The 11631-nt window shown below is 63.7% G+C and carries 12 protein-coding genes; 7 read left to right on the forward strand and 5 right to left on the reverse strand.

Translation table 11 applies throughout. From position 1 onward, the window contains the following. Window positions 1–61 precede the first annotated feature (61 nt). From FJ986_RS12355 to FJ986_RS12370, 4 genes are all read left to right on the forward strand, one after another. Entirely contained in the window at window positions 62–553 is a 492-nt protein-coding gene (locus FJ986_RS12355) for an Lrp/AsnC family transcriptional regulator (RefSeq protein WP_140517347.1), read from the forward strand. A 199-nt stretch (window positions 554–752) separates the two neighbouring features. Further along, a complete protein-coding gene (locus tag FJ986_RS12360) occupies window positions 753–2246 on the forward strand; it encodes an NAD-dependent succinate-semialdehyde dehydrogenase (RefSeq protein ID WP_140671160.1) in 1494 nt (497 codons plus the stop codon). Between the two features lie 32 nt (window positions 2247–2278). Next, window positions 2279–3658, forward strand: coding sequence for an aspartate aminotransferase family protein (locus FJ986_RS12365; protein WP_140671116.1), 1380 nt, complete (start codon window positions 2279–2281; stop codon window positions 3656–3658). A 104-nt stretch (window positions 3659–3762) separates the two neighbouring features. Continuing rightward, the gene (locus FJ986_RS12370) at window positions 3763–4878 is read left to right on the forward strand and encodes an alcohol dehydrogenase family protein (RefSeq protein ID WP_140671118.1); all 1116 of its coding nucleotides are present in this window, start codon (window positions 3763–3765) and stop codon (window positions 4876–4878) included. Between the two features lie 69 nt (window positions 4879–4947). On the opposite strand, the gene FJ986_RS12375 is transcribed toward FJ986_RS12370, so the two are convergent. From FJ986_RS12375 to ehuB, 5 genes are read right to left on the reverse strand one after another with little or no spacing between them, the layout of a single operon-like run. Continuing rightward, window positions 4948–5673, reverse strand: coding sequence for a GntR family transcriptional regulator (locus tag FJ986_RS12375; RefSeq protein WP_140517353.1), 726 nt, complete (start codon window positions 5671–5673; stop codon window positions 4948–4950). Then, window positions 5670–6449 carry an ectoine/hydroxyectoine ABC transporter ATP-binding protein EhuA gene (gene ehuA / locus FJ986_RS12380; protein ID WP_140499280.1) on the reverse strand — a complete coding sequence of 260 codons (780 nt, stop codon included), beginning with the start codon at window positions 6447–6449 and terminating at the stop codon, window positions 5670–5672. The genes FJ986_RS12375 and ehuA overlap by 4 nt, the downstream gene beginning before the upstream one ends. Next, window positions 6446–7105: an ectoine/hydroxyectoine ABC transporter permease subunit EhuD gene (gene ehuD, locus FJ986_RS12385; protein WP_140499281.1), complete on the reverse strand. Its 660-nt coding sequence runs from the start codon at window positions 7103–7105 to the stop codon at window positions 6446–6448. The genes ehuA and ehuD overlap by 4 nt, the downstream gene beginning before the upstream one ends. Further along, a complete protein-coding gene (gene ehuC / locus FJ986_RS12390) occupies window positions 7102–7830 on the reverse strand; it encodes an ectoine/hydroxyectoine ABC transporter permease subunit EhuC (RefSeq protein WP_140517355.1) in 729 nt (242 codons plus the stop codon). Before ehuC ends, ehuD begins: the two co-directional genes overlap by 4 nt. A gap of 57 nt (window positions 7831–7887) precedes the next feature. After that, on the reverse strand, window positions 7888–8757 hold the full coding sequence (ehuB, locus tag FJ986_RS12395; protein ID WP_140674411.1) for an ectoine/hydroxyectoine ABC transporter substrate-binding protein EhuB: 870 nt from the start codon (window positions 8755–8757) through the stop codon (window positions 7888–7890). Between the two features lie 183 nt (window positions 8758–8940). Here ehuB and FJ986_RS12400 point away from each other — a divergent pair, with 183 nt between their 5' ends. From FJ986_RS12400 to FJ986_RS12410, 3 genes are read left to right on the forward strand one after another with little or no spacing between them, the layout of a single operon-like run. Beyond that, entirely contained in the window at window positions 8941–9174 is a 234-nt protein-coding gene (locus tag FJ986_RS12400) for a hypothetical protein (RefSeq protein WP_140649287.1), read from the forward strand. Between the two features lie 36 nt (window positions 9175–9210). Further along, a complete protein-coding gene (locus FJ986_RS12405; RefSeq protein ID WP_140649289.1) occupies window positions 9211–10359 on the forward strand; it encodes a Xaa-Pro peptidase family protein in 1149 nt (382 codons plus the stop codon). Between the two features lie 9 nt (window positions 10360–10368). After that, entirely contained in the window at window positions 10369–11625 is a 1257-nt protein-coding gene (locus FJ986_RS12410; RefSeq protein ID WP_140565572.1) for a sarcosine oxidase subunit beta family protein, read from the forward strand. The last annotated feature ends 6 nt before the right edge of the window (window positions 11626–11631 follow it).

The following is an 11631-nucleotide window of genomic DNA, read 5'->3' on the forward strand; positions in this document are numbered from 1 at the left end:
TGCAATTGACAATCGAAATAATGCGCCGTCATGGTACGGCGGGACCAAAAAGTGGATACAGATGGCCGCCGCGAAACTCGACCCGATCGACCTGAGAATCCTCGACGCGATCCAGCGTGACGGGCGCATCACCAAGCTGGCGCTGGCCGACAAGGTCGGCCTGTCACCGACGCCGTGCTGGATGCGGCTGCGCAAGCTGGAAAAGGCCGGCATCGTCTCCGGCTATCATGCCTCGATTGCGATGCGCGTCGTCGCACCCGTCGCCACCGTGCTGATGGAGGTGACGCTGGCCAGCCATCGCCAGGCCGATTTCGACCGCTTCGAGCGTGTCATCCGCGACATACCTGAGATTGTAGCCTGCTGGTCGGTGGGCGGCGGCGTCGACTACGTTCTGAAGGTGATGGCGCGCGATATCGATACCTATCAGCGGCTGGTCGATGCCTTGCTCGAACGCGAAATCGGCATCGATCGCTACTTCACCTACATCGTCATCAAGACGGTGAAGGACGAGACCGTGCTACCGCTTGCCGATCTGTTGCCGGTGCAGTCCTGAGATCGAAACCAGCGTTCATCTGGCACCGTACGCTCGGAGAATGCGCGAAAGCACCCGCCCCACCCCTGCGGCTAGACAGATCGTCCTGCTCCCCAGCCGAATAGAGAGAATCTCTCTATATAGCTGCACCTAAACAGCCTCATCCATCGCGCCGACGCCCCTAGTCTTGCGGCATCACCCCAATCGGGAGCAATCGATGATGTCCGCGCACTTTGCCCGTTCGCACCGCCATGAGGCGCTCGACCGCCTCGCCGACCGCCGGCTGCTGCGCGAGCTTGCCTATGTCGACGGGCACTGGACGGCAAGCGAGGCGGCGGAGAGCTTCGAGGTCACCGATCCCGCGACCGGCGCCACGGTGGCCTTCGTCGCCGCGCTCGATGGCCGCCAGACGGCAAGTGCGATCGACGCGGCGGCGCGCGCTTTCCCTGCCTGGCGGGCTCTGTTGCCGCAGGAGCGCTCGAAAATCCTGCGCAAATGGTTCGACCTCATCATCGTCGCGAAGGATGACCTCGCTCTGCTGATGACGCTGGAACAGGGCAAGCCCTTGAAGGAATCGCTCGGTGAGATCGATTATGCCGCCTCTTTCGTCGAATGGTATGCCGAGGAAGCAAAGCGCCTCAACGCCGAAAGCGTAACCAGCCATCTGGCGAAGGCGGAAATGACGGTGCGGCGCGAGCCGCTCGGCGTCGTCGGCGTCGTGACGCCGTGGAACTTCCCGTCCGCCATGCTGACCCGCAAGGCGGCTGCGGCCCTTGCCGCCGGTTGCACCATCGTCGCGCACCCCTCTTCGGAAACGCCGCTCTCGGCGCTGGCGCTGGCCGAACTGGGCGAGCGCGCCGGCCTGCCCGCCGGCGTCTTCAACGTCGTCACCGGCAAGGCGTCGATCATAGTCGGGCGAATGTGCGAGGACCCGCGCGTGCGCGCCATGAGCTTCACCGGTTCGACCGAGATCGGCAGGCTGATCGCGGCCCAGAGCGCGCCGACGATGAAGCGGCTGGTTATGGAGCTTGGCGGCCACGCGCCGCTGATCGTCTTTGCCGACGCCGATCTCGACAAGGCCGTGCGCATCGCCGTCGACGCCAAATTCGCCACGTCCGGCCAGGACTGCCTCGCGGCCAACCGCATCTATGTCCAGCGGCCGATCTACGATCGTTTCTGCGCCGCCTTCGCCAAGCGCATCGAGGCGCTGCGGACCGGCAATGGCCTTGCCGACGAAAGCGACATCGGCCCGCTGATGCATGAGCGCGCCGTCAAGAAGGTCGAGGAGCAGGTCACCGACGCGCTCGCCCATGGCGCCCGCTGCCTCGTTGGCGGCATAAGGCACCAGGCCGGCCCGTTGTTTTACCAGCCGACGCTGCTGGCTGACGTATCTGACGAGGCACTGATCATGCGCGAAGAAACGTTTGGTCCGGTCGCAGCCGTGACGCCGTTCGACAGCGAGGACGAGGTGACCGCGCGCGCCAACGCCACTGAATATGGTCTGGTCGCCTATGTCGTGACCGAGAACGGCGCCCGCCAGCAGCGCCTGGGCAGGGCGCTGGACTACGGCATGGTCGCCATCAACCGCGTCAAGATCACCGGTGCGCCGATCCCGTTCGGCGGCGTCAAGCAGTCCGGCATTGGCCGCGAGGGTTCGCGTCAGGGGCTCGAAGCTTTCACCGATCTCAAATATCTTTGCCTGGACGTCGCTTAAGCCGCGTCCACGTTCCTCAAGGAGTCAAAAGAATGCTCGACCAGTCCAACGAACTCGCCGCCTGGGATCGTGATCACTTCTTCCATCCCTCGACGCATATGGGCACCCACGCGCGCGGTGAATCGCCGACGCGCATCATGGCCGGCGGTGAAGGCGTCACCGTCTGGGACAGCAACGGCAGAAAAAGTATCGATGCCTTCGCCGGCCTCTACTGCGTCAATGTCGGCTATGGCCGCCAGAAGATCGCTGACGCCATCGCCGCCCAGGCCACGAACCTCGCCTATTACCACGCCTATGTCGGCCACGGCACCGAGGCCTCGATCACGCTGTCGAAGATGATCATCGACCGTGCGCCGAAGGGCATGTCGAGGGTCTATTTCGGCCTCTCCGGTTCGGATGCCAACGAAACCAACATCAAGCTGATCTGGTACTACAACAACGTGCTTGGCCGCCCGGAGAAGAAGAAGATCATCTCGCGCTGGCGCGGCTATCACGGCTCCGGCATCATGACGGGGTCGCTGACCGGGCTCGATCTCTTCCACAATGCCTTCGACCTGCCGCGCGCGCCGATCCTGCACACCGAGGCGCCCTACTATTTCCGCCGCGCCGACCGTTCGATGAGCGAGGAGCAATTTTCGCAGCATTGCGCCGACAAGCTCGAGGAGATGATCCTGGCCGAGGGCCCCGAGACCGTCGCCGCCTTCATCGGCGAGCCGATCCTCGGCACTGGCGGCATCGTGCCGCCGCCCGCCGGCTACTGGGAGAAAATCCAGGCGGTGCTGAAGAAGTACGACGTGCTCCTGGTCGCCGACGAAGTGGTGACGGGCTTCGGCCGGCTGGGCACCATGTTCGGCTCCGACCATTACGGCATCAAGCCGGACCTGATCACCATTGCCAAGGGCCTGACCTCCGCCTACGCGCCGCTGTCGGGCGTCATCGTCGCCGACAAGATGTGGCAGGTTCTGGTGCAGGGCTCCGACAAGCTCGGCTCGCTGGGGCACGGCTGGACCTATTCGGCGCATCCGATCTGCGTCGCCGCGGGTGTGGCCAACCTCGAACTGATCGATGAGATGGATCTGGTGAGGAATGCCGGCGAGACCGGCGCCTATTTCCGCGCCGAATTGACCAAGGCCGTCGGCGGCCACAAAAACGTCGGCGAGGTGCGCGGCGACGGCATGCTGGCGGCGGTCGAGTTCGTCGCCGACAAGGACGACCGTGTGTTCTTCGATCCGGCGCATAAGATCGGACCGCAGATCGCCACGACCCTCGCCGCAAGCGGGGTCATCGGCCGCGCCATGCCGCAGGGCGACATTTTGGGCTTCGCCCCGCCGCTTTGCCTGACGCGCGAGGAGGCTGACACCGTGGTGGCCAAGACCGCCGATGCCGTGAAGAGCGTGTTCGCCAATCTCTAATTGCCGAGATCGGCGCTGCCCCTCATCCGCCTGCCGGCACCTTCTCGTCGTTCACGGAGAGACGGTAAAGGTGAGGGGCAGCGCCACCTACAAAGTATTCGGAAGTGAACGCGATGACCTCTCATCCCACCCTCCCCGCCACCATGGCGGCCGTGCAGCTTACCGGCCACGGCGGCCCGGAAAAGCTCGTCTACCGCACCGACGTGAAAGTGCCTGTGCCCGCCGCCGGCGAAGTGCTGGTCAAGGTCAGCGCCTGCGGCATGAACAACACCGACGTCTGGGTTCGCCAGGGCGCCTATGGCACGGAGGAGGACGCAGGGGCCGTGTCGACATGGCGGCGCCAGGGCAACACCCTGACCTTTCCGCGTATCCAGGGCACCGACACGGTCGGCACCGTCGCTGCCGTTGGCGCAGGGGTCTCGCCGGAACGCATCGGCGAACGAGTGATGGTCGATTTCTCGATCTACAATCGCGACGACGATTCGCTCGCCGACATTGACTATATGGGTCACGGCCGCGACGGCGGTTACGCCGAATACCAGGCTGTACCGGCCGAGAACGCCCATGTCGTCGACACTGACTTGAGCGATGTCGAACTCGCCACCTTCTGCTGCGCCTATCTCACCGGCGAGCAGATGCTGGAACGTGCAGGGCTCAATGCCGGCGAACGCGTGCTGGTCACCGGCGCCTCGGGCGGCGTCGGCTCCGGCATCGTGCAATTGGCGCGGGCGCGCGGAGCCATTCCCTATGCCGTCGTCGGCAAGGGCAAGGAGCAGGCAGTGCTCGACATCGGCGCCGAAGCCGTGATCACCCGTGGCGTGGCCGACCTGCCGCAAGCCGTGGCCAAGGTGACCGGCGGCCAGCCCATCGACGTCGTGGCCGACCTTGTCGGCGGCGCGATCTTCAACGATCTGTTGCGCATCCTGAGGCCCGAGGGCCGCTACACCACCGCAGGCGCCATCGCCGGCCCGGTCGTCCAGCTCGATCTCAGGACCATGTATCTCAAGCAGCTTCAGCTTCACGGCTCGAGCCAGGGCACACGTGCGGATTTCCGCCGTATCGTGCGCTATATCGAGGAAGGCAAGATCCGGCCGCTGGTCGGCGGCGTCTACAGGCTTTCCGATTTCCACCGCGCCCAAGCCGATTTCATCGCCAAGGATTTCGTCGGCAAGCTGGTGGTGGTGCCTGACGCCGTGGCTGAACGGCGGCACCCTAAATAAAGAGGACGGAGCAGCAGCGCTTCTCGGCGCCGGGATGACAAGCTGCGTCACCGTGCCAAAGGACGACCGTCAGGTCTTGCCGTCAAATTCATCATGTCGGCCGGCATGGCGCACCATGCGCCGAAAGCTCATCGAGATATGGGCTCGCCTGATGTGCCCGATCGATTCCCAATCCCCGATTTCCGCCGCGGCCAGCACTTCCTCCATTTCGCGCCGGAAGGCCGTGAACTCCTCCACAAGGCCGAGTTGCGGCATCATCTTGAGGACTACGCGCGCGACCTGAAAATACAGTCTTTCGCTTATTTCGCGCAGGGGCTGGTTCCCGGTCATGCCGGATAGTTCAGTGAAGAAGTCCATGTTCAGCTGCAGAAAGGCACGCTGATCCGGGTTGAGCATATCGGAATCGCAGCGCGCGATGAGCGCTCGGATGCGATCGAGGTCGACCGCCGTTCGGGGAATTGGCGAAAGCTTGCCGACAAGCAGCGCGAGTTCCAGTCGCAGATGATAGACCTGCTGCAACTCCTCGATATCGACGTCGGTAACGATCGTACCGACGCCGTGGATCGATTGCACAAGCCCTTCGGCCTCGAGCCGCGCCAGCACGCGTCGGACCGGTGTGCGGCTGATCTCGAATTCCTGGGCGAGTTCTTCCTCGGAGAGCCGGCTCCCCGGCGGATAATCGAGCAGGCAGATACGGTCGCGCAGGATCAGGTAGATGCGTTCGAACCGTTCGCGCGCCGAAAGCGGACGCGAAGGCGGCACGGTCTTGGCCGAGGCATCCGTATCAAGCGTCATCCAGCCTCCAGGACAGCGTGCAGGAACTGCCGCGTCCGCTCATTCTTGGGTGCGCCGAAAAGCTCTGCTGGCGGCCCCTGCTCGCAAATTTTACCCTGGTAGAAGAAGCAGACGCGATCGGAAAATTCCTTGGCGAAGCCCATCTGGTGGGTGACCATGAGCATCGTCAGATCATGCTCGCGGCCGATTTGCCTTATCACTTGCAGCACTTCGCCGACAAGTTCCGGATCGAGCGCGGACGTCACCTCGTCGAACAGCATTATCTTGGGCCGCATCGCCAGCGCCCTGGCAATGGCGACGCGCTGTTGCTGGCCGCCGGAAAGCTGTGAAGGGTAATGATCCTTCTTCTGCGACAGCCCGACCATGTCGAGAAGCTCGGCCGCCCGTGCTTCGGCATCGGCCCGCTTCATGCCAAGCACTGTCATCGGCGCCTCGATGCAATTGGCCATCGCCGTCATGTGTGGAAACAGGTTGAAAGACTGGAACACCATGCCGATCTTCGCCCGGATGCGGCGGATATGGGCAAGATTGGCGGGCACCAGCTTTCCGCCTTGCTTCATATGTGTCAGTGGCTCGCCTTCGACCCAGATGACGCCGTCATTGATCGTCTCCAGCGTCATCAGCATGCGCAAGACCGTGGTCTTGCCGGAACCGGACGGTCCGATGACGGAAACCTTCTCGCCGCGCGCGATTTCGAGGTTCAGCCCGTCGAGCACAGTGAGCGCGCCGTAACGCTTCGAGACATTGTCGAAACGGACCATCGGTTGTTCGGTCATCGCGCGGTCCTCCGGTTGAGCAGGCGTTCGAGAGCACGGATGAGCGCGGCCGAAACCAGGCTCATGGCCAGGAAGAACAGGCCGACCAGCGTGATCGGTTCGGTGTAGCGGAAAGTTTCGGAGCCGATGATCTTGGCCGTCTGCATGAGTTCCAGCACGGCGATGGCCGACAGCAGCGGCGTCTCCTTGAACAGCGCGACGAGATAGTTGCCGAGCGCCGGCACGATCGGCGGTATCGCCTGCGGGATGATGATGTCGCGAAAGGTCGTCCAGGAGGAGAGGTTGAGTGCGATCGAGGCTTCCCACTGGCCGCGATGGATGTTGTCGAAGCCCGCGCGGTAGACTTCCGAGCAATAGGCGGCGTAGTGAATGCCGATGGCCAGAACGCCGGCCGTGAATGCGTCGAGCACGACGCCGAATTTCGGAAAGACGAAATAGAGGAAGAAGATCTGGATGAGCAGCGGCGTCGAGCGGATCAGTTCGACCAGCACCGAGATCGTCCAGCCGGTCCAGGGCACCGCGATACGGATTACCGCGAGGACCAGCCCGAGCAAAGCCGCGATGACGAAGCCGAGCAGCGTCGCCTCGATCGAGACGACGGCGGCGCGTGCGAGCACCGGCAGGATCTCGGCGGCAAAACTCCAATCCCAGATCACGCCGCCCTCCCCCGCGCCAGACCGAGCGAGGCCCGCCTTTCGAGAAGCCGCATGCCGATAGAAACGGTGAGCGACATGGCGAGATACATCAACAGCACCAGCGTGAAGATAGGAATGGTCTTGAAGGTGTTCTGGTTCATCTGCTGCGCCTTGAAGGCGAGGTCCGTGAGCGTGATCAGCGAAACCAGCGCCGTCGATTTCAAAAGCTCGATGAACAGATTGCCCCAGGGCGGGATCATGGCGACGAAGGCTTGGGGCAGGATGATCCGGCGCAGCATTTGCGCACGGCTCATGTTGAGCGCCGTTCCCGCCTCCCATTGGCCGCGCGCGACCGACTGGATTGCGCCGCGCACGCATTCGGATCCATAGGCGCCGACATTCAAGCCAAGCGCCAGCACCGCGACGGGAAACGCGTCGAGCGTGACCCCGAATTGCGGCAGCACGAAAAACAGCCAGAACAATTGCACCAGCGCCGAGGTGCCGCGAAAGATTTCGACATAGACCGTAGCCAGCCATCTGAGCGGCGCTGGACCATACATGCGCGCCAGCGCGGCGAGCACCCCCATGACGACCGCCAGCAGGCTGCCGAGGACGGCGATCTCGATCGTCAGGACGGCACCCTGCAATAGTCCCGGTAGGAACAGCCTGTATGTCTCCTGCGTCGCCAGCGCCGCGATCACGGCCAGCGAAACGACCAGCATGGCAACGAGCGTGCGGATACCCATCTGCTTCTCCGAGGAAAAAAGAGGGCGGCGTTTTCACGCCGCCCAGCAGTTGGGAATTTATTCGCCCTTGCAGAGCTCTGCAGTCGTCTTGTTCGGCAGATAGTCCTTGCCGAAGCCGAGCGGCTCGACCAGCGCGATATGCTCCGGAGTACCGAGGAACTTCTTCAGTTCGGCGTTGAACGCTTCCTGCAGATCGGTGTCCTCCTTGCGGAAGCCGAAGCCGCCATGGCCCTTCACCGACTTGCCGGCAACTTCACCGAAGGGCTTGGTCGAGTCGACGCCATCGGCCTTCTTGGCCATGTCGGCGATCGAGAGCGCGGTTAGCGCGGCAGCATCGGCACGGCCAGACTGGACCGCCGCGACTAGGCTGGATTGGTCGGGCAAGGAAACGACTTGTCCTTGGGCAACGCCGGCGTCCTTCGCATATCCCCCCTCGACGGCGCCCGCCATCACGGCGAGCTTGAGATCGGGATTGTCCTTGATGCTCGAATAGTCCTTCACGCCTTTCGGATTGCCCTTCGCGACCAGCATGGCCTGGCCGATGCCATAGGACGGTTCGGAAAAATTGATCTCGGCGCAGCGCTTGGGATTGATGAACATGCCGGCGGCGATGATGTCGAAGCGGCCGGCCTTGAGACCCGGAATGAGCGAGCCGAATTCGGTCAGCACGCCGTCGACCTGCGCAATGCCCATCTTGGCGAGCACCGCCTTGGCGACTTCCGGCGCTTCGCCGGTCAATTTGCCGTCAGGCGTGGCGAAACCGAACGGCGCCTCATTGGCGAAGCCGACGCGGATATAGCCGTCCTTCTTGGCGCGTTCGAGCGTCGTTTCGGCATGGGCCGGCAGTGACGTGAATGCGGTCGCGGCGAGCGCAAGACAGGCTGCGGCCTTCACGAGCGCGCGGCGGGATATCTGTGACGTGAACATGCATTCCCCTTTTCTTCTTCGATAGTTGTCGGCTCGAACGATGTTTCTCCACCATCGCGTCAAGCGCACTAAGACGTATACAACTCATCTGGACATATCGCAAGACGCACTGTACGAATCTGGAAAAATCGCCATAGAGCTTGATTGTGCGGCTTTGTGATGCGCAAGTTGTGCACAATTAAGATGTGCTTTCTCGATGCGGATACGAACCGCCCTTTGGATGAGGGCAGGAAGGAAAACGGCTTTGGACGCGTCGGGCGGGTTCAGCAAGGCGGAATACGCGCAGCGCCTGGCCGACGTGAGACAACGCATGGCAAGGCCGGCTTCGATCTCATCATCTGTCAGGACCCCAGCGTCACCGAAGGCGGCGGCGAGCGGCTCTGCGACGTGGCCCCCGATCCCATCGTCATTGACTGACCATCAGCCCAGGACCGGCAACTCAAGGACACCTCAATGGACCGCAATCCCTTTTCCGAAGCCGAGATCGCCGGCCGCTTGTCGAAAGTTCGCACGGCATTGGCAGAGCGCAAGCTCGACGCCGCCGTCTTCGCCTCGCCGGAGACTGTTTTCTACCTCACCGGCCTCGACCATTGGGGTTATTTCGCGCCGCACCTCCTGATCGTCACGCTCGACCGGCGCCCTATCCTGGTCACCCGGTCGATGGAGAAGGTAACGATCGAGAACCAGGTAAGGGCGGCGGAATTCCGTGGTCACTCCGACAGCGAGACCGCGGCCGACCTCACCGCACGCGTTATTTCCGAACTCGGCCTGGCCGGCAAACGGATAGGCCTCGAACACTGGACCTCCGGACTCAGCCACGGCCTCGCCCTGAAGCTCGAGGCGCAGGCCGACGCCAAGTGGAGCGACGTCTCCGGGCTGGTCGACAAGATGCGGTTGGTGAAGAGCGCCGAGGAACAGGTGCTGATGCGCCGCGCCGCCAAGGTCACGGATGCTGCGGCAGGTGCCGCAATCGCTGCCATCTCCGACGGCGCCGCCGAGCAGGAGGTTGCCGCCCAATGCGTGGCGGCGATGGTGCGCGCCGGCGGCCACGCGCCGGGCTTCGGCCCGTTCATCCGGCCCGCCGCCCGGCTCGGCGAGGAGCACACGACCTGGGGCGACGGCATCTATCGCAGCGGCGAGCCGGTCTTCGTCGAACTGTCGGGCTGTGTCTCGCGCTATCACGCGCCGCTTGGCCGGCTGATCCGCATCGGCAACATCAAGGACGAAGATGCCGCCATGGCCGAGGTCACGGCCAAGGCATTCGAGGCCGTCGTCAGGGCGCTCGAGCCAGGCGCCAGGGCGCGCGATGTCTACGCCGCCTGGCAAGGCGTCGCCGACGAGGCCGGCCTGTCGCATTATCGCCGCCATCATTGCGGCTATCTCGTCGGCATCGGCCAGCCGCCCTCATGGACCGGCGGCAATTCGGTGACGGGCCTCAGGCACGATTCCGATCTCGAAATCGAGACCGGGATGAGCTTCCACATCCTGTCCTGGCTGATGGGCACCGGCCGCGGCGACCATTTCATCTCCAACACCGTGCTGCTGACCGATGCGGGGGCCGAAGTGCTGACCCGCACCCCGGCCGGCCCGATCGTCCGCTAGACCATGAACATGGCGCGCTATTCGGCGTTTTCGATTTTCCGCAATGCCCTTTCCGGCCAGAAGAACTGGCGGCGCGCCTGGCGCGCGGCCGAGCCGAAGCCCGCCTATGACGTGATCGTCGTCGGTGGCGGCGGGCATGGCCTTGCGACGGCTTTCTACCTCGCCGAGAACCACGGCATCCGCAATGTCGCCGTTCTGGAAAAGGGCTATGTCGGCGGCGGCAATGTCGGCCGCAACACCACCGTCATCCGCTCCAACTACCTGCTTGACGGCAACACCCAGTTCTACGAATTCTCGGTCAAGCTGTGGGAAGGCTTGTCGCGGGCGCTGAACTTCAACGTGATGTTTTCGCAGCGCGGCCAGATCGTCACTGCCCATTCGGCCGATCAACTCGACACATTCAGCCATCGCGCCAACATCATGCGTCTGAACGGCATCGACGCCGACATACTCGACCGCGACGCTGTGCGCCGGCTGGTACCCTATCTCGATTTCTCCGAAACCGCGCGATTTCCGATCCATGGTGCGATCTTGCAAGGCCGCGCAGGCACGGCGCGTCATGACGCCGTCGCCTGGGGCTATGCGCGCGCTGCCGACGGCCACGGGGTCGACATCATCCAGAATTGCGAGGTGACCGGCTTTGTCCGCAACGGCGAAAGGATCGTCGGCGTCGAGACCAGCAAGGGCCGCATCGGCGCCGGCAAGGTCGGCCTCGCCGTCGCAGGCCATACTTCGCTCCTTGCCGCCAGGGCCGGCCTGGAACTGCCGATCGAAAGCCACGTGCTCCAGGCTTTCGTCACCGAGCCGCTCAAGCCGCTGGTAGATCACGTCGTCGCTTATGGCGCAGACCATTTCTATGTCAGCCAGTCGGACAAGGGCGGGCTGGTCTTCGGCGGCAATCTCGACGGCTACAATTCCTACGCCCAGCGCGGCAATCTCGGCGTCGTGCGCGAAGTGGCGGAGGCGGCGATAGCCCTGATGCCCTGCATCTCGCGTGTCAGGCTGCTGCGCCATTGGGGCGGCGTCATGGACATGACGCCGGACGCCAGTCCGATCATCTGCCCGACCCCGATAGAAGGGCTCTATCTCAATGGCGGCTGGTGCTATGGCGGCTTCAAGGCGACGCCGGCCTCCGGCTGGTGCTTTGCCCATATGCTGGCCACCGGCAAGCCGCATCCGCTGACCGCCGCCTACGCGCTCGACCGTTTCCGGACCGGCCACACGCTCGACGAGGCCGGCGCCGGACCCTCGGCCTGGCTGCAATAGAGAGCG

It is taken from the genome of Mesorhizobium sp. B1-1-1 (assembly GCF_006442955.1).
Classification (GTDB): Bacteria; Pseudomonadota; Alphaproteobacteria; order Rhizobiales; family Rhizobiaceae; genus Mesorhizobium.

Excerpts from the sequence above, each read along its gene's own strand:
- FJ986_RS12360 (WP_140671160.1), top strand. The coding sequence starts at position 753 with ATGTCCGCGCACTTTGCCCGTTCGCACCGCCATGAGGCGCTCGACCGC.
- ehuB (WP_140674411.1), bottom strand. The coding sequence starts at position 8,757 with ATGTTCACGTCACAGATATCCCGCCGCGCGCTCGTGAAGGCCGCAGCC.
- FJ986_RS12375 (WP_140517353.1), bottom strand. The coding sequence starts at position 5,673 with ATGACGCTTGATACGGATGCCTCGGCCAAGACCGTGCCGCCTTCGCGT.
- ehuC (WP_140517355.1), bottom strand. The coding sequence starts at position 7,830 with ATGGGTATCCGCACGCTCGTTGCCATGCTGGTCGTTTCGCTGGCCGTG.
- FJ986_RS12405 (WP_140649289.1), top strand. The coding sequence starts at position 9,211 with ATGGACCGCAATCCCTTTTCCGAAGCCGAGATCGCCGGCCGCTTGTCG.
- ehuA (WP_140499280.1), bottom strand. The coding sequence starts at position 6,449 with ATGACCGAACAACCGATGGTCCGTTTCGACAATGTCTCGAAGCGTTAC.
- FJ986_RS12365 (WP_140671116.1), top strand. The coding sequence starts at position 2,279 with ATGCTCGACCAGTCCAACGAACTCGCCGCCTGGGATCGTGATCACTTC.
- FJ986_RS12400 (WP_140649287.1), top strand. The coding sequence starts at position 8,941 with ATGTGCTTTCTCGATGCGGATACGAACCGCCCTTTGGATGAGGGCAGG.
- FJ986_RS12410 (WP_140565572.1), top strand. The coding sequence starts at position 10,369 with ATGGCGCGCTATTCGGCGTTTTCGATTTTCCGCAATGCCCTTTCCGGC.
- FJ986_RS12355 (WP_140517347.1), top strand. The coding sequence starts at position 62 with ATGGCCGCCGCGAAACTCGACCCGATCGACCTGAGAATCCTCGACGCG.